General features: G+C 61.6%; 16 protein-coding genes. 10 read left to right on the top strand and 6 right to left on the bottom strand.

Going from position 1 to position 15,980, the window contains the following annotated elements; genetic code table 11:
* The first annotated feature begins 146 nt into the window (after positions 1-146).
* The 5 genes from ACSQ26_RS00205 (at position 147) to ACSQ26_RS00185 (ending at position 5,080) form a co-directional block, all read left to right on the top strand.
* A complete protein-coding gene (locus ACSQ26_RS00205; RefSeq protein ID WP_436005133.1) occupies positions 147-1,097 on the top strand; it encodes a sugar ABC transporter substrate-binding protein in 951 nt (316 codons plus the stop codon).
* Between the two features lie 125 nt (positions 1,098-1,222).
* Complete coding sequence (locus ACSQ26_RS00200) at positions 1,223-2,347, top strand: ABC transporter permease (RefSeq protein WP_436005131.1); 1,125 nt, start codon at positions 1,223-1,225, stop codon at positions 2,345-2,347.
* Positions 2,347-3,135: an ATP-binding cassette domain-containing protein gene (locus ACSQ26_RS00195; RefSeq protein WP_436005129.1), complete on the top strand. Its 789-nt coding sequence runs from the start codon at positions 2,347-2,349 to the stop codon at positions 3,133-3,135. Before ACSQ26_RS00200 ends, ACSQ26_RS00195 begins: the two co-directional genes overlap by 1 nt.
* 110 nt (positions 3,136-3,245) lie before the next feature.
* The gene (locus tag ACSQ26_RS00190; RefSeq protein WP_436005127.1) at positions 3,246-4,028 is read left to right on the top strand and encodes a TIM barrel protein; all 783 of its coding nucleotides are present in this window, start codon (positions 3,246-3,248) and stop codon (positions 4,026-4,028) included.
* Positions 4,029-4,060: 32 nt separating this feature from the next.
* Positions 4,061-5,080: a Gfo/Idh/MocA family oxidoreductase gene (locus ACSQ26_RS00185; protein ID WP_436005125.1), complete on the top strand. Its 1,020-nt coding sequence runs from the start codon at positions 4,061-4,063 to the stop codon at positions 5,078-5,080.
* A 491-nt stretch (positions 5,081-5,571) separates the two neighbouring features.
* Here ACSQ26_RS00185 and ACSQ26_RS00180 read toward each other — a convergent pair whose 3' ends face one another.
* The 3 genes from ACSQ26_RS00180 to ACSQ26_RS00170 all read right to left on the bottom strand — a co-directional run bounded on the left by ACSQ26_RS00180 (position 5,572) and on the right by ACSQ26_RS00170 (position 8,712).
* Positions 5,572-7,023 (bottom strand): mechanosensitive ion channel domain-containing protein, encoded by a 1,452-nt coding sequence (locus tag ACSQ26_RS00180; protein ID WP_436005123.1) that lies wholly within the window; start codon positions 7,021-7,023, stop codon positions 5,572-5,574.
* An 82-nt stretch (positions 7,024-7,105) separates the two neighbouring features.
* A complete protein-coding gene (locus ACSQ26_RS00175; RefSeq protein WP_436005121.1) occupies positions 7,106-7,864 on the bottom strand; it encodes an SDR family oxidoreductase in 759 nt (252 codons plus the stop codon).
* Between the two features lie 62 nt (positions 7,865-7,926).
* A complete protein-coding gene (locus ACSQ26_RS00170) occupies positions 7,927-8,712 on the bottom strand; it encodes an alpha/beta fold hydrolase (protein ID WP_436005119.1) in 786 nt (261 codons plus the stop codon).
* A gap of 276 nt (positions 8,713-8,988) precedes the next feature.
* On the opposite strand from ACSQ26_RS00170, the gene ACSQ26_RS00165 reads away from it, so the two are divergent.
* On the top strand, positions 8,989-9,444 hold the full coding sequence (locus ACSQ26_RS00165; protein ID WP_436005117.1) for a carboxymuconolactone decarboxylase family protein: 456 nt from the start codon (positions 8,989-8,991) through the stop codon (positions 9,442-9,444).
* A 136-nt stretch (positions 9,445-9,580) separates the two neighbouring features.
* Here ACSQ26_RS00165 and ACSQ26_RS00160 read toward each other — a convergent pair whose 3' ends face one another.
* Together ACSQ26_RS00160 and ACSQ26_RS00155 are read right to left on the bottom strand one after the other, a co-directional pair.
* Positions 9,581-10,330 (bottom strand): SDR family NAD(P)-dependent oxidoreductase, encoded by a 750-nt coding sequence (locus ACSQ26_RS00160; RefSeq protein ID WP_436005115.1) that lies wholly within the window; start codon positions 10,328-10,330, stop codon positions 9,581-9,583.
* Between the two features lie 43 nt (positions 10,331-10,373).
* Positions 10,374-11,135, bottom strand: coding sequence for a sensor histidine kinase (locus tag ACSQ26_RS00155; RefSeq protein WP_436005113.1), 762 nt, complete (start codon positions 11,133-11,135; stop codon positions 10,374-10,376).
* A gap of 617 nt (positions 11,136-11,752) precedes the next feature.
* Here ACSQ26_RS00155 and ACSQ26_RS00150 point away from each other — a divergent pair.
* Entirely contained in the window at positions 11,753-12,646 is an 894-nt protein-coding gene (locus ACSQ26_RS00150) for a pirin family protein (protein WP_436005111.1), read from the top strand.
* Positions 12,647-12,743: 97 nt separating this feature from the next.
* Here ACSQ26_RS00150 and ACSQ26_RS00145 read toward each other — a convergent pair whose 3' ends face one another.
* The gene (locus ACSQ26_RS00145) at positions 12,744-13,223 is read right to left on the bottom strand and encodes a carboxymuconolactone decarboxylase family protein (RefSeq protein WP_436005109.1); all 480 of its coding nucleotides are present in this window, start codon (positions 13,221-13,223) and stop codon (positions 12,744-12,746) included.
* 351 nt (positions 13,224-13,574) lie between these two features.
* Between ACSQ26_RS00145 and ACSQ26_RS00140 the strand changes: the two genes are divergently transcribed.
* From ACSQ26_RS00140 to ACSQ26_RS00130, 3 genes are all read left to right on the top strand, one after another.
* A complete protein-coding gene (locus ACSQ26_RS00140) occupies positions 13,575-14,159 on the top strand; it encodes a glutathione S-transferase C-terminal domain-containing protein (protein ID WP_436005107.1) in 585 nt (194 codons plus the stop codon).
* A 338-nt stretch (positions 14,160-14,497) separates the two neighbouring features.
* Positions 14,498-15,481: an alpha/beta fold hydrolase gene (locus ACSQ26_RS00135; RefSeq protein ID WP_436015028.1), complete on the top strand. Its 984-nt coding sequence runs from the start codon at positions 14,498-14,500 to the stop codon at positions 15,479-15,481.
* A 36-nt stretch (positions 15,482-15,517) separates the two neighbouring features.
* Positions 15,518-15,931 carry a cupin domain-containing protein gene (locus ACSQ26_RS00130; RefSeq protein ID WP_436005105.1) on the top strand — a complete coding sequence of 138 codons (414 nt, stop codon included), beginning with the start codon at positions 15,518-15,520 and terminating at the stop codon, positions 15,929-15,931.
* The last annotated feature ends 49 nt before the right edge of the window (positions 15,932-15,980 follow it).

Here is a 15,980-nt window from a genome sequence, read left to right as displayed (position 1 = left end):
ATTGCCTGCCGATGAAATAATCTCTTGCTTTTATAACATCTGGCGATAATATGCACCTACTTGCACCCGGGTGCAAGCGATTTTGCACCCGAGTGCAAAGTGTTTTAAGCCGACCTGAGGAGTGGTCGGCCCATCAGGAGGAAGAAATGAAAGCTCTTTTCAAGACGCTCGCCATGAGCGCAATCGCATTCGGCGTCGCCACCTCGGCCGCCGTGGCCGTCAAGGCGCAGGACATCAAAATCATCGCTGTAACGCACGGCCAGGCGTCCGATCCGTTCTGGTCCATCGTGAAGAACGGCATGATGCAGGCGGCCAAGGACAGCAACGTCGAGGTCGACTACCGCGCACCCGAAACCTTCGACATGGTCGCGATGGGGCAATTGATCGAAGCCGCCGTCAACCAGAATCCGGCAGGCATCGTCATCTCCAATCCCGATCCGGACGCTCTCGGCCCGGCGATCGAAAAGGCCGTCGCCGCGGGCATCCCGGTCATCTCGATGAACTCGGGCATCGCCGCCCAGGAGAAGCTCGGCATCAGGCTCCATGTGGGCCAGGACGAAACTCCGGCAGGCATCAAGGTCGGCGCGAAGCTCAAGTCGCTCGGCCTCAAACATGTCCTCTGCGTTAACCAGGAAGTCGGCAACGCCGCGCTCGACCAGCGTTGCGCCGGGACCGAGAAGGGCTTTGAAGGCGGCAAGGTAACCGTGCTTCCGACGAGCGCCGATCCGGCCGAAATCGAAGCCAAGATTCAGGCCGCATTGACCTCCGATCCGTCGATCGACGTCGTCCTCGGGCTCTCCGCTCCGCTGGTTGGCGAACGTGCCGTCGCCGTCGTCGAGAAGATGGGCAATGGCGATAAGGTCAAGGTAGCATCCTATGACCTCTCGGCCAACTTCCTCCAGGCCGTTGCCGACGGCAAGGCGCTTTTCGCCGTCGACCAGCAGCCCTATCTGCAGGGCTATCTGCCCGTGACCTTCCTCGCTCTCAATGCGCGCTACGGCACCATTCCGGCAGGCAGCGTCCCGTCGGGTCCGGCCTTCATCGAGAAGGATACCGCGGCTTCCGTCATCGAGAAGTCCTCCCAGGGCATTCGCTAAGCGAAGCCCGGCGGTCCCCAACCTCCACGGGGGCCGCCACCCTTTCTGACGCATGACGCTGTCCGAGTTCCCTGTTGGAGCTGTGGTGTCCTCGCGACTTACGACCATTCTCAAAGGAACGGGCCATGTCCCTCGTCAATGAACAGAACGGCGCGACGGCTTCGCGCGCCGATGAGCGGCTGAAGAAGGTGTCAACCATAGCCTCGCTTCTGCGCCGCCCTGAACTCGGAGCTGTCGCCGGATTGGTGCTCGTGGCGATCTTCTTCGCCTTCACCGCGAACCCGGCGATGTTCACGCTCGCGGGCATCATGAACTTCATGGCTCCGGCCGCGCAGCTCGGCATCCTCGCGATAGGAGCTGCCCTGCTCATGATTGGAGGGGAGTTCGACCTCTCCATCGGGTCGATGGTGGCCTTCGCCGGCCTCGTCTTCGGCACCGCTCTTGTCGTGCTCCAGCTTCCCCTCAGCGTGGCCATCCTCATCGCCATGGCTTTCGCGGTCTGCATCGGCATCACCAACGCCCAGATCACGATCCGGACGGGTCTGCCATCGTTCATCGTGACGCTTGCATTCCTCTTCATTCTACGAGGCCTGACACTCGTGGGTCTCAAATGGGCCAGCGGCGGTTCCACGCAGCTCCGTGGCATGAAGGAAGCCGCCGCCAACAGTCCTCTCGCCCCCATTTTCTCTGGCGACGCGTTTCCAGGATTGTTCCGTTGGATGGCCGAGCTCGGCGTGATCGCCAAGCTTCCCAACGGCAATCCGCAGGTACCGGGCATCCCTGTCGAAATCCTCTGGTTCATCGCCATCGCGCTCGCCGCGACCTGGCTTCTGCTGAGGACCCGTTTCGGCAACTGGATATTCGCGGCCGGCGGCGACGCATGGGCGGCCCAGAAGTCGGGCGTTCCGGTTCGCCGGGTGAAGACTACGCTCTTCGTGATCACCGCGCTTTGCGCCACGCTCGTTGCCATCCTGACCGTCCTCGATGCCGGCTCTACGGATGCGCGTCGCGGGTTCCAGAAAGAGTTCGAGGCGATCATTGCCGCGGTGATCGGCGGCTGCCTCCTGACGGGCGGCTACGGTTCGGCGATCGGTGCCTTCTTCGGCTCCATCGTGTTCGGCATGGTTCTGATTGGCCTGACCTACACCTCGATCGACCAGGATTGGTATCTCGTGTTCCTCGGCGGCATGTTGCTGATCGCGGTCATCTTCAACAACGTCATCCGCAAGCGCGTTACGGGAGAACGGTGATGAGCAATTCCCAGACGCCCCTCGTCGAGGTCAAGGACCTCGTCAAACATTTCGGCTCGGTCATCGCCCTCAACGGCGTGTCGATGAAGGTCCATGCCAACGAAGTTCTGTGCCTGCTGGGGGACAATGGCGCGGGCAAGAGCACGCTTATCAATACCCTCGCTGGCGTGCACAAACCCAGCTCCGGCGAGTTCCTTGTCGATGGCCAGCCGAGGTTGTTCTCAGGCCCGCGCGACGCCCTCGATGCGGGCATCGCCACGGTCTATCAGGACCTCGCCATGATCCCGCTGATGTCGGTCACCCGGAACTTCTTCATGGGCCGGGAGCCCCTGAAAGGTTTCGGCCCGTTCAAGACCATGGACATGGACCTCGCCGACAACGTCACACGCGACGAGATGCACCGGATCGGCATTGATGTCCGCGATCCACAGCAGGCTGTCGGTACGCTGTCCGGTGGCGAACGCCAGTGCGTCGCCATCGCACGAGCGGTCTACTTCGGCGCAAAGGTCCTGATCCTCGACGAGCCGACGTCGGCGCTGGGCGTGGCTCAGACCTCGATGGTGCTAAAATACGTCAACCAGGTCCGCGAGAAGGGCCTCGGCGTGATCTTCATCACTCACAACGTCCGCCACGCCTACGCAGTCGGAAACCGCTTCACGGTTCTCAACCGCGGCAAGACGCTCGGCACCTTCACGAAGGGCGAGATCAACATCGACGAGCTTCAGAACCTGATGGCCGGCGGCAAGGAGCTGCAGTCCGTTTCGCAGGAACTCGGGGGCACAATCTAGCCCGCTCCGTGGCCCCCGGAGTCCAGAGCCACACCTCACTCCGATCGATGATCGGCTCGATCCAGAAACAAGCCAAGAGGAGTCCGGCGACGACCGGACCAGGTAATGACATGACTTCTTCGTTCCCGCTCGCAGCCTGCGCCGAAATGATCTGGCGCGACAAGCCAATCGAATGGCGCGCCTCCCGTCTCAAAGAGCTCGGTTTCGGTGTCGGTCTCTGGAACTGGCCGGAGCACGACATCGGCAAGCTCGAAGCGACCAGAGCGACGTTCACGATCATGAATGGCTATCTGGCCGGCCGCCTCACCGATGACGATGGTGCCGCCGAGCTGCTCAAGACGGCCCGCGAGACCGCACAGGTCGGCAAGCGCCTCGGCGTTCAGCGCCTGAACCTCCACGGCACGGGGCTTGGCGACCGTGGGCTCCCCGTCCAGCCGATTGAGGTCGTGACAGGGGCCATGTGGCTCAAGGCCCGCGACACGCTCTCCCGGATAGTCGATCTCGCCGAAGAGGAAGGCGTGACATTTACGCTAGAGAATCTGAACCTCCCTGTCGACCATCCAGGCGTCCCGTTCGGCCGCGCCGAGGACACGCTGGCGCTCGTCTCTTCGATCAATCATCCCCGCCTGCGGCTCAATCTCGACCTCTATCACGCCCAGATCGGCGAAGGGAATTTGATCGAACTGTGCCGCAAGTCTCTGCCTTGGATCGGTGAAATCCAGGTTGCCGACGTTCCCGGTCGCTTCGAGCCGGGCACAGGGGAAGTCAATTGGAATGGCATCGCCAAAGCGCTCGCCGCCATGGGCTATTCCGGTCCGATCGGCATGGAGGCCTGGGCATCTGGAGACTCCGACGCCGCTCTCGAGGCCTTCCGCAAGGCCTTCACTCTCTGACAGTTCCCATTCCCCCAAACAGGATTACGACCATGCCCACCAAGAAACCCGTCAAGATCGGCCTTATCGGAGCCGGCCGTATCGGCTCCTTCCATGGCGAGACCGTCGCCCGTCGTCTCGTCGACGCCGAACTTGTCGCCGTTGCCGACCCGGCTGCCGGAGCGGCCGCAAACCTGGCCGCCAAGCTCGACGTCGACGCCTCCTATACCGATGTCGCCGAACTGCTCGCCCATCCCGGCCTCGACGCCGTGATCATCGCGACGCCCGCCCGCTTCCACACCAACGTCGTCGTCCAGGCGGCGGAGGCCGGAAAGGCCGTGTTCTGCGAGAAGCCGATGGCGCTTACCCTCGAAGATGCCGAGCGCGCCGTCGCGGCCGCCAAGTCGGCTAGTATTCCTCTGCAGGTTGGTTTCAACCGACGCTGGGATCAGGCCTTTGCGGAAGGCCGTGCCGCCATCGACGCCGGAAAGGTGGGAACACCGCAGCTCATCCGCTCGCTCACCCGCGATCCCGGCCCCTTTGGCGCTGATCCTGATCGCATTCCGCTCTGGACGATCTTCTACGAGACGCTGATCCACGACTTCGACACGCTGCTGTGGCTGAACCCGGGCGCGAAGGCGACTGAGGTCTATGCCGCCGGTGACGCGCTCGTCCGCCCGGACGCCAAAGACAAGGGCTTCCTCGACACCGCCGTCGTCACCATCCGTTTCGACAACGGCTCCGTGGCCGTGGCGGAGGCCAACTTTTGCGCCATGTACGGCTACGACATCCGCGGCGAGGTGTTCGGCTCAGGCGGCATGATCACCATGGGCGACGTCCGCCGCTCCAGCATGACCCTGTTCGACAAGGACGGCGTGTCCAACGACACATGGCGTCGCGACACCGACCACTTCATCCACGGCTACACCGCCCAGCTCGCCTCATTCGCGAAGTCGGTTCGCGAAGGGAAGCTCTCCGGCGGCGCGACGGGCCACGACGCCCGCCAGGCACTGGCGATCGCGCTCGCCTGCATCGAGTCGATCCAGAAGAATGGCCCCGTGCCCGTGAAGTGATACGACGATATCGGCCGCGATCAATCCGGAGCTATGGACATGATTGACATAGAGGGATCGGCGCGGCCGACGACAATTCAGGACCTCAAAGGTCTGGTGCTATCCCGAACCGTGGTCCTGCCGGGGCAACTCGAAAGAGTCGCGCGGTTCGCGTTCGAGCGGCCTGAGGAAATCGCTTTCGGTACGATCCAGTCAATATCGCTTTCATGCGATGTTGCGCCACGGACGGTCTTGAGGCTCGCGAATGCATTTGGCTTCGAGCGCTTTCGGGACTTCAAGACGCTCTTCCAAGAACATCTCAAGAGCCTTGCCTCCGATTAGAAGTCACTTGGCATGGCCCGGAGTTTGGCCGCTTAGGGCCAACAGCGGAAGTGACTTCAGCTTTGCGCCCTCAATTCGGTCAAAGAATCTATCCTAGCGGTGTCCCGAAAGCGGACATCACAGTGGCTTGGGGAGGACCCGGGCGCGGCCGACTTCCATGCAACAGCCGCTCAATAGCGCTTAAATGCGCTTTGTACTGCTCGAATGAAGGCGGTGGCATGCCAGCGCTCATGTGCCTGTCGACTGTTGATCGCCGTCACCTCTGTTGACGACGCGGAAAGACCGCTGGAGAGATCCTGAAACAATTCGGGATTTCTGCCGAAAATTTCAATCAGCGTCGCGCTGTTAAGCTCGAAGGCATTCACCATCGTCAGCGCTCTGAACGACGGCTCATCGCTGCCAATGGCCAGCTGGCCGACGATGTCCCCGGAAGCGAGTCGGATGGGCTCGATACCCGGATACTCCGCGACTGCCACGCCACGGTTCAGGATACGTGCGACAGGCAACGGATCCGATTTGTGGACCAGTGAATCGCCGATCTCGTAGTGCCTCTGCGTCGCGCACGCCTCCAGGGCCGCGAGGTCCTCATCACGCAATCTCGCAAATGCCGGATTTGCGCGTAGGAGTTCACGCAGCGATACCGTATCAGCCGAGATAACGGAGGGGTGTTCGATCTGAACGTAGCTCGGAGACGGCAGCGCCAAGGTGATGCCGTCCGCTCGGCACTGGCGATAGATGAGATCAATGATCTCGTTTCGGGCAGCAATGCGAGCTGCGATATGCCGGACGCTGAAATAGATTTCCACGCTCAACGCGATGTGATCAACCCCCTGAAGCGCCACGACGGGCGCCGGGTCCTGAACAATGACATTGGCTCCCATCAATGCCTGTTGCAGGACCTCTACGATCAGCGCGGGGTTCCGCGTCGTCCTCGCACGGATCTTCAACGTCATCTGATGTGTCTCGCCCGGCCGGCTGACATTGGTGAGCCCGATCTTGGCCAGGTAGCTGTTTGGCAGGACGACGATGTTGTTGCCTGTGGCCAAGATTTGGGTGGAGCGCCAGGTATTCTCGACCACGCGACCCTCGGTGCCATCGGTCAGCATGATCCAGTCCCCGATTGCATAAGGACGCCCAAGCGTCAAAGCGAGGCCCGAGAAGACATCGCTGAGCGTGCTCTGCAGGGCAAGGCCGAGGATGATGGCGATGACGCCCGAGGTCGCCAACAGCGTGCCGATCGCGATGCCGAAAACAAATGACAGTATCGCCAGACCGACGCCGAGATAGATGGCCGCAACCATCAGGTCCTGCACCAGACGTGCTTCGTGCGGTCGCCCGTCGAGATCGAGATAGAGACGCAGAAAGCCAATGACCGCCCAGGCGAGATGAATCCACCAGAGCGCCTTGGCCACGTTCAGCAGATTACCGTCAGGTGCATGCGGCTCGAACCGGGTCGGCCCGATGTTGGATTGCAGCAGCACCGCCGTCATGAGGATGAAGACTGCGATCTGAACCACGAGCCTGGCATTCGGCCGTCGACGGCCCTGCAGATGCCAGACGACGATTCCGGCAATCCCCAGCACGACGATTTGGCCCACCGGCGAAAGAAGCGGATCAAGCATGAGATAGTGCCTTTAGATAAACAGCAGAAGCATACGAAGGCCGGCCCGGATGAAATTCCACCGAGCCGAGCCGATACGCAGATTACTTCTTCGGCGGAGGATTGAGCGGAAGCCAGTCGTCGTAATGCGTCTTGGCGATGCGGGCGACGGGGCCTGGCACCAGCGAGCCATCATCGAGCTCGACTCCGAAATATTTGGCATGCGGATCGGCAACGGCCTCGCGCGGATCGTTGGTTGTTTTCAGGAAGCGTGCCACGATCTCGTTAAGGCGCACCTTGTCCGGTCCGGCGATTTCGATAATACCGTTAAGCGGCTTGCCAAGCGCAACTTCGGCCATCACATCGGCCACTTCGTCGCCCGCGATGGGCTGGACATAGGCCGGCGAGAGATGCACCGTCTGCCCCACCGTTCCGGATTGCGCGATGCCGGCCATGAATTCGAAGAACTGCGTGGAATGGACAATGGTGTAGGGGATGCCGGACTGCCGGATCATGTCTTCCTGGGCCATCTTGGCACGCATGTAGCCGCTGCCCTGCAGCCGTTCCGTGCCGACGACCGAAAGCGCGATGTGATGCTTCACCTCCGCCAAGGCGCCGGCGGTGAGAAGGTGGCGCCCAGATGTCTTGAAGAAATCCATGACCGCGTTGTCCTCGAAGGACGGCGAGTTGGCGAGGTCGATCACGACCTGCGCGCCGGTCAGCGCTTCTGAAACGCCCTTGCCTGTCATGGTGTCGACGCCGGTGTTGGGCGACGCGGCCACGACCTCGTGCCCCTGCTTGCGGAGCCTTTCGACTGTCTTCGAGCCGATTAGTCCTGTTCCCCCGATGACGACGATTTTCATGTCCGTTCTCCTGGTTTCCTGATCGTTAAGAACTGTGGGCTTTGTGCTCGACGGTGCGGTCTTTACTGACCGGTGGCGGCATCTTCGATAAGGGCGGCGACGGCATCGGGATGGGAGACCATCAATGCGTGAGAGGCGCCGTCGATGACGATGGTCTTGACGGACTTGGCGCGTTTGGCCATGAAGTCGAGCACTGCGGGTGGAATGTTGCGGTCTTGCGAACCGTAGATCATGTAGGACGGCAGCGTCTTCCAAGAGGCAAGGCCTGAAGGCTCGACAAGAGCGCCATGGGCAATCGGCCGCTGTGTAGCGGCCATCAGCTTGGCCTGTTCTTTGGGGACATCAGCTGCGAACTGCAGTCGGAACTTGTCCGGCTGAATGTAGAGATCTTCCGCCCCGTCCGGCAGCACGATTGGAGCAAGTGCTGGTCCCAGCGTGCTCCCGGGAAACATCCCCGAAAGCGAGAGGCTCGACTCGCCGGTATCGGGCGCAAAGCCCGCGACATAGACCAGTGCCTTGACATTCCGGTTGCCATTGGCGGCCTCAGTGATCACGGGGCCACCGTAGGAATGGCCGACCAGGACCACGGGTCCATTGATCGAACGGACAATGGCAGAGATCGACGCCGCATCCGAGGCGACGCTGCGAAGCGGGTTCGCCGCCGCGATCGCTTGGTAGCCGTCTTCTTCGAGTTTGGCGATAACTGCGTTCCAGCTCGAAGACTCGGCAAAGGCGCCATGAACGAGGATGACCGTCGGCTTGGCCTTCGCATCGGCAGCCGTTGCGCTCACGCAGACCGGCAGCAAGAGTGCCGTCGCGAGCGCCAGAATTCCTATGACTTTACGCATCTGTTTTCTCCTGTGCGGCCAGTAGCGACCGATGGAAAGAAAGATGCGCCGGGATCGTGGTTGTGAGCCATTCTACGTGGGTATTCAGCACCCTATGCGAAGGTATGGGAGGAGATGTCCAAGACGGTGGGATGTGCCGCTCTCAAGGGAAATTCGCCATAACACGTCGCATCGGGGAAGCGCACCTTCGCGCCAGATGGATGCGAGACCCCAAACCATATTCATTGGTCGGCGAGCCACACGGCTCCGCGAACATAACCAAGACGGAGAGAAGAAATGATGAAACGGCTGAATTTCATGGCCCGGAAGAATGGCGGAATCGACGCATTGGTGGCTGTCGAAGCATGGATCGCCAAGAGCTTCGATCCCAAACTGCTCGAACTGGTCAAAGTCCGCATTTCCCAGATGAACGGGTGCGCGCATTGCCTCCACATGCACCGCCTGGATGCCCTGAAGCTGGGCGAAACCGAAGATCGCCTGCTCCTGCTCAACGCGTGGCACGAGTCGCACCTTTACACCGACCGTGAGCGTGCCGCGTTGGCTTGGGCCGAGGCGCTCACCGACATCAAGCAAGGACATGCTCCCGACGTCACATACGAGCAAGCGCAGGCCATGTTTTCGGATGACGAGCTGCTGGCGCTCTCGATAGGCATTGCGATGATCAATGCGTGGAACCGGCTAGCCATCGGCTTCCGCGCCCAGCATCCCGCAGATCATAAGCGCGCTGCCTGATGTTGCTCGTCCGGCCGGGTGAACGTCGCCCAGCCGGATTTGCCTTCTTGGACCCGCATTGGGCAGCGAAAGGAGAATATACACCCGCCCGCGCGCTTCAGCGACGTAACCGCGTCTTTCGCGGAATGAACTCTCGTCAAAGCAGCGTCATTCCTCCGTCTACGCGCAGATTGATCCCGGTGATGAAACTGCTTGCATCCGACGCCAGGAAGAGGGCTGCGCGGGCAAGTTCATCCGGATAGCCCATGCGCCCAAGCGGGATCGCGTCGGCCATCATCTTCTCGAAGGCAGGCTGCGCCTCGGCCGGAATGCCCATCTTGGCGAGGATCTCGGTATTAACCGGCCCGGGACTCAGGACATTCACTCTTATACCACGGGCCTTCAGTTCGAGAGCCCAGGTTCGGGCGAAAGCACCGATCGCCGCCTTGGATGCCGCATAGACGGCGTGCCCATCCAATATCTTGTCGCTCGCGATCGATCCAGTCAGGACGATCCGGCCGCCATCGCGCATGACCGGAAGCATTCTCTGTACGCCGAAAAACACGCCGCGCGCATTGGTGGCGAACTGGTCGTCATAGTCGGCCTCGGAGACATCGGCCGAATTCTTGATGATGTTCACACCGGCATTGGCCATGTAGATGTCCAGCGCGCCGAATCTTCGGGCGATCTCGTGAGCCAGCGCATCGTGATGGGCGCTGTCGCCAACGTCGCCAGTGAGGCCGAGGGCGCCGAAGCCGATTTGCTCGGCGGCCTCCTCGACGGTCCTTTGCCGCCGCCCTGTGATGACGACCTGCGCGCCTTCCGCCGCAAAGAGTTTGGCGGCCGCGAGGCCAATGCCGCTGTTGCCGCCCGTGATCAGTGCAACTTGTCCTTCCAGAACGCCCATGACGCATAGCTCCTGTCTTGTGGTGGTGTTGGTGAAGCGGCACTCAGCCGCAGAGATCGATAGTCATGCCGCGCAGGGTTGGAATAGGCAGCCGCAAGGTCGCGGTCGTCCCGCGCCCGGGTTCACTTTCGAGATGGAGCTGCCCGCCGGCTTCCTGGGCGAAGCGCTTCACCATGGGAAGGCCAAGGCCACCCAGGCCGGACATCTTGGTCGTGAAATAAAGTTCGCTCGCCTGGCGCAGCACGTCCTCGCTCATCCCGAGCCCGGTGTCCGAGCAACGCAATTCGAGCCCGGTCGCGATATGATCCTCATAAATTGCCGTCGCGACGACGGAAATCGCGCCGCCGTTGGGCATCGCTTCTCGGGCATTTAGCAACAGGTTCATCACCGCGCTCTGCAGGCCGACGCGGCTGCAGACGACCGAGGGCAGTTCCCGGCCGGCATAGAGTTCGAGCCGGATCTCACTGCCCCAGGTGGCTGTGATCAGCGCTTCGATTTCGACAAGGCATGCCCACACATCCACCGGTTCGACCGCTGCATCGCCGTAGCGGGCAAAGCGCATCGTCTGCTGCACAAGCGTGCCCGCCCGCTGGAGCGACACCCGTGCGCTGCTGATCGTCGTACCCACGGTCGAGCCCATGTCCATGTCCGGGCTGCGGGAGACGATGTTGAGCGCGGAGGTGGCGACCTGGATAAGATTGCCGAGGTCGTGCACCACGCCGAAGATCGTATCGCCAAGATCAGCCCCGCGTGCATCGGGTTCCGGTCTCGAATGGAAATCAGCCTGTTTCTCCAGTCTCGTCATTCTGATTGCTCCTCATCCGTCCGGCGACGCTATGTCGTTCCTGGGCAATGTGTGGAGGCTAAGTCGAGGCGGCGGGTGCAGTCGATTGGATGGAGGAAGCAGGTATCCCATACCTTCGTATGGTCCCGCTATCAGTTCGCCCAGGGACGGAGTGTCCGACGTGGGTTGAATCCGGGCGGCGCGCACCCGGCGACTATATCGAGAGGAAAGGTAGAGCCGGACAGGTGGGACGCTCGACTGCCTGTTCGTTGGCTACGGGGTGAAACCGAAAAAACCCCCGTATTCATCATCCCTGCCGCGTTCGGTTGACACGGCTCTCGGTCGCCCTTCTGCCAGCAAGTGATGCCGTTGCCCATCGGACGCTGGCACGGGATGGAACATCCCAAGGTCCAGTCTGGCCGATCCCTAAGCGAACAATTGCCAGCGCGACCCAGCCATCCGCGCGGGCGGCCTGTCCACAGGGATGACGTGTGGTGCCGAAGCGCCAACGTGCACCTGGCCGACATCGGCCTCCTCCTCAACTCCAGGGCAATGCTTGGTCGCATCGCCGGCCGATAAGCTGACGATGCGTCCAGTTGTTGGCGCGCTCCGCAACCACGGGCCAAGGAGGCACGCTCATGCCATACCCGCAATCAAACCTCGCTGATCCGGTCATTTCGGAGCTTTCGAGCCCGGCCATATCAAGATCCAGGCAGCTTCTGCCTTCGCTCGGCAATCGGATGGTCGGACCTTTCGTCTTCCTCGAGCAACTCGGACCGACGGTCTTTGAAGCCGGCCAGGGCTTCGACATGCGGCCGCATCCGCATGTCGGGCTGGCAGCAGTGACCTATCTCATCGACGGCGAGCTTGTTCACCGCGACAGTCTCGGCAGCGTCGAGACCATTCGCCCGGGCGAGGTCAACTGGATGACATCGGGATCCGGCATCGTTCATTCCGAACGCACCTCGTCTGCATCACGGCTGAAAGGCGGCGCCTTTCTCGGGGTACAGGCCTGGGTCGCACTTCCCTCCAGCTTTGAAGGCAGCGCGCCGAATTTCACCCATCATGGCCTGCTCTCTGTTCCCAGGACCTGTGCCGAAGGCGTGGAATTCACGCTGATCGCCGGCCAGTCCGACGGTCTGATCTCGCCGGTACAGACGCTTTCCGAGATGGTATTGGCCGACATTGTCCTGACCAGCGGCGCGCGCTATCAGGTCAAGCCCGACCAGGCTGAGCGGGCAATCTACGTGATGGCCGGCGAACTCGAAATTGTTGGCCGGAACCGCAGGCTGGCGGAGGGAGCCTTCATCGTTCTGCCGATGGGCAGGGATGTGGTGCTCAAGGCGCCGGCATTCCATTCGGCCCGGATCCTGCTGATGGGGGGAGAGCCATTTCCCGAGCCGCGATACATGTATTGGAACTTCGTCTCATCCAGCGCAGATCGCATCGAGCAGGCGAAGTCGGATTGGCGCAGGCGCCTGTTTCACGCTATCGCGGGTGACGACGAATGGATGCCGCTTCCACCGGATTGAACATGGCACAAACGCGGATTTGCGCGACAGGCAATTGCATCTGCTCGTCGCGCAAATCTGTCTGCCGCCGGCAATGGCGGTCACCGGCCGGCAGATCTCACTTCAGGCCGGACTTGTCGAGGCCGAACTTGGCATCGGCCGAACCCGGAACGGTCTTGAAGCCGATATTCAGGCGGTTCCAGGAATTGACGACCATGATGATGAAGCTGAGATCCGAGATTTCCTTCTCGGACAGCTGCGAACGAACGCGCTCGTAGAGTTCGTCCGGCACGCCCTGCTCGGGGATCTTGGTGAGGACTTCAGTCCAGGCGAGCGCCGCTCGCTCGCGCGGGATGAAGAGCGTCGAGTCCCGCCAGGAGGCGAGATGATAGAGCCGCAACTCGCGCTCGCCATGCACCTTCGCCTGTTTGACATGCATGTCGAGGCAGAATGTGCAGCCGTTGAGCTGCGCCGCGCGAATGGCGACGAGGTCGCGGATCGGCTCCTCGATCGCGCTCTCGCGGGTGGCTGCCAGGAATTCCGTAAACTTCTTCAGAAGCTCGGGCGACTGCGTTGCGTAGTTGACGCGCTGGGTCATGGTCGTACCTTCCAGTTGCTGAGGTTGATGATCGCGAGGATCGCTCACAACCATGAAGACCGCCGCCGAAAGCTTCCATCACGCGAGCGCACGTCACACCCCCTGCGATGGCGCCTGTGCCGACATCCCGAAGTTTGAAAAGTGCGCCGGCGCACCTTGATCGGCGATGCGCGCCGCAGCCAACGTCCTGCCAGTGGCCACCGCTCGTCTGAAGTCCCCTAGCCTTAAGTACTATGGGACCCGGTAGACGGCATGATTTTTCCGATGACAAACGACACCCATGGTGGCGCCTGAGCCACCAGCAAAGCTGTGCCGGCGGCCGCGTCAACAATCGCCCGAAGGAAACCCATCGTGAAACTCTATTACGCCCCCCTCGCCTGCAGCCTCGCCGACCACATTGCCCTGCTCGAAGCAGGCGTTTCGTTCGAGAGCGAACGGGTAGACCTCAAGACCAAGCGCACGGCCTCCGGCGGCGACCTGCATGACGTCACACCCAAGGGATATGTGCCGGTCCTGGTCCTCGACGATAGCGAAATACTTACAGAGAATATCGCGATCCTCGACTGGCTAGCGTCGCAACATCCGCAACTGGGCGGCAACGGCCCACTCGGCCGAACCCGAGTGCTGGAGGCGCTGGCCTTCATCTCCACGGAACTGCATCGCAGCTTCAAACCGATGTGGCACGCAAGCAGCGATGCCGACAGGGCGAAAGCGACACGCATCATCGGCGATCATTTCGACTTCCTGTCGCAAGGGCTCACCACCGATTATCTGTTCGGCGAAAACCCTTCGGTCGCCGACTTCTATCTCTTCGTGATGCTGCTCTGGGCCGAGAAATTCGCCATCCCCGTTCCGCCGCAGATGGTGGGATTGCGGGCACGCATGAAGGCGCGGCCCGCCGTTCGGCGTGCGATGGAGAGAGAAGGTCTGATCTAGACCGGGAAGCATGAGCGCGATTAGCAATTACAGCGGGCGGCCGTCATACGAGACGGTCGCCCGTCTTAGTTTGGCGCAGTGACCGCGATCTCCGCAAGCCTGGTGCAGGGACCATTCGCTTCCGGAATAGTCGAGACAAGACCGAAGCCAACATCGGTCGATCGGTCCAACCATCCGGAGCAGGTGCCACGACGATTGTCGTGCCCAACCCACCCCTAGGTATCAAGACGCATATGCCTCCAGGGAATAGGCGGAAACGGCCACGAACGGCATCTTCCTCACATCAGCCAACCAGCAGCGTGAAGGAGAAAAAGATGCCCAATCCAATCGACCCGTCCATGCCCCGCAAGACCCCCCGAGCGAGCGAGCCCACATCCTTCTTCGCGCTGCGCCGCGATTTCCTGCTCGGAACCCTTGCCGCCTCCGCGGCGGCGGGAATGCCGGCCACCGCATCCACCCAGCCCCTCGCCTCCTCTCCCGCAACAGAAGGAATCCGCACGATGAGCAGCATCACGATGAAAGACGGAACGCAGATCTATTACAAGGACTGGGGCAGCGGCCCGGTCGTGACCTTCTCCCACGGCTGGCCCCTGAACGCCGACGCCTGGGATGGCCAGCTGCTGTTTCTCGCCCAGAACGGCTATCGTGTCATCGCCCATGATCGCCGTGGCCATGGCCGCTCCAGCCAGCCTTCGACAGGCAACGACATGAATGGATATGCCGACGATCTGGCGACCCTGATCGAGGCGCTCGACCTCAAGGGCATCACCATGGTCGGTCATTCAACCGGCGGCGGCGAAGTTGCACGCTATATCGGCCGCCATGGCACAAGCCGTGTCGCCAAGGCCGTGCTGATCGGTGCCGTTCCCCCCATCATGGTCAAGACCCCGGCGAACCCGGAAGGCCTGCCCATCGAAGTCTTTGATGGTCTGCGCACCAGCCTGCTGGCCGACCGCTCGCAGTTCTACCAAAATTTCGCTAAGGCCTTCTACGGTGCCAATCGGCCGGGGAGCACCGTCTCGCAGGGCGTGCTCGATCAGTTCTGGCTCTCGAGCATGCAGGTAGGCCTCGTGAACGCCTATGACTGCATCAAGGCCTTCTCGGAAACCGACTTCACCGAGGACCTCAAGAAGTTCGACGTACCGACGCTGCTGATGCACGGCGAGGACGACCAGATCGTACCGATCGACGACTCGGCGCGCAAGGCCGTTCGACTGATCCAGAACGCCAAGGAACTCTATTACCCCGCGGCACCGCACGGTCTCACCGCGACGCATCGCGACCAGGTCAATGCAGACCTTCTCGCCTTCATCAAGGGCTGAAAGCACCGCAGCAACACAATCCAACAGGAGAGACACATGATCAGAATACTTTTCTGCGCGCTTGCGCTGGCCGGCCTTTCCGCGACCGAAGTCATGGCCGACGATTTCCACGGCGACAAGGTGACCGTTGTCTACGATCACCCGCTGCCCAACGCGCCCGGCAAGAGCCTCAAGGGCGTGCTCGTCGAATATGAGCCCGGCGGCAAGTCGCCCGGCCACACTCACCCGAACTCAGCCTTCATCTATGCCACCGTCCTCGAAGGCGCGATCCGCAGCCAGGTCAATGATGGTCCGGTCACGACATATCGAGCCGGCGAGAGCTTCTCGGAATATCCCGGCGACCGCCACGGTGTCAGCGAGAATGCGAGCGCCACCGAGCCCGCTCGACTGCTTGCCATCTTCGTCGTCGACACCGGCGAAACCGTGCTGACCACTCCGATCAATAAGTGAGACGCGTCTGGCGCGCCCTCGGACGCGCCAGCCAACATCCAATGAGGAG

Origin of the sequence: Rhizobium sp. LjRoot254 (genome assembly GCF_964254105.1) — a bacterium.
GTDB lineage: Bacteria > Pseudomonadota > Alphaproteobacteria > Rhizobiales > Rhizobiaceae > Rhizobium_E.
This window is presented reverse-complemented; position numbering and strand designations above follow the sequence as displayed.

Excerpts from the sequence above, each read along its gene's own strand:
- ACSQ26_RS00160 (WP_436005115.1), bottom strand. The coding sequence starts at position 10,330 with ATGGGCGTTCTGGAAGGACAAGTTGCACTGATCACGGGCGGCAACAGC.
- ACSQ26_RS00155 (WP_436005113.1), bottom strand. The coding sequence starts at position 11,135 with ATGACGAGACTGGAGAAACAGGCTGATTTCCATTCGAGACCGGAACCC.
- ACSQ26_RS00180 (WP_436005123.1), bottom strand. The coding sequence starts at position 7,023 with ATGCTTGATCCGCTTCTTTCGCCGGTGGGCCAAATCGTCGTGCTGGGG.
- ACSQ26_RS00135 (WP_436015028.1), top strand. The coding sequence starts at position 14,498 with ATGCCCCGCAAGACCCCCCGAGCGAGCGAGCCCACATCCTTCTTCGCG.
- ACSQ26_RS00175 (WP_436005121.1), bottom strand. The coding sequence starts at position 7,864 with ATGAAAATCGTCGTCATCGGGGGAACAGGACTAATCGGCTCGAAGACA.
- ACSQ26_RS00205 (WP_436005133.1), top strand. The coding sequence starts at position 147 with ATGAAAGCTCTTTTCAAGACGCTCGCCATGAGCGCAATCGCATTCGGC.
- ACSQ26_RS00200 (WP_436005131.1), top strand. The coding sequence starts at position 1,223 with ATGTCCCTCGTCAATGAACAGAACGGCGCGACGGCTTCGCGCGCCGAT.
- ACSQ26_RS00190 (WP_436005127.1), top strand. The coding sequence starts at position 3,246 with ATGACTTCTTCGTTCCCGCTCGCAGCCTGCGCCGAAATGATCTGGCGC.
- ACSQ26_RS00185 (WP_436005125.1), top strand. The coding sequence starts at position 4,061 with ATGCCCACCAAGAAACCCGTCAAGATCGGCCTTATCGGAGCCGGCCGT.
- ACSQ26_RS00130 (WP_436005105.1), top strand. The coding sequence starts at position 15,518 with ATGATCAGAATACTTTTCTGCGCGCTTGCGCTGGCCGGCCTTTCCGCG.
- ACSQ26_RS00150 (WP_436005111.1), top strand. The coding sequence starts at position 11,753 with ATGCCATACCCGCAATCAAACCTCGCTGATCCGGTCATTTCGGAGCTT.
- ACSQ26_RS00165 (WP_436005117.1), top strand. The coding sequence starts at position 8,989 with ATGATGAAACGGCTGAATTTCATGGCCCGGAAGAATGGCGGAATCGAC.
- ACSQ26_RS00195 (WP_436005129.1), top strand. The coding sequence starts at position 2,347 with ATGAGCAATTCCCAGACGCCCCTCGTCGAGGTCAAGGACCTCGTCAAA.
- ACSQ26_RS00170 (WP_436005119.1), bottom strand. The coding sequence starts at position 8,712 with ATGCGTAAAGTCATAGGAATTCTGGCGCTCGCGACGGCACTCTTGCTG.
- ACSQ26_RS00145 (WP_436005109.1), bottom strand. The coding sequence starts at position 13,223 with ATGACCCAGCGCGTCAACTACGCAACGCAGTCGCCCGAGCTTCTGAAG.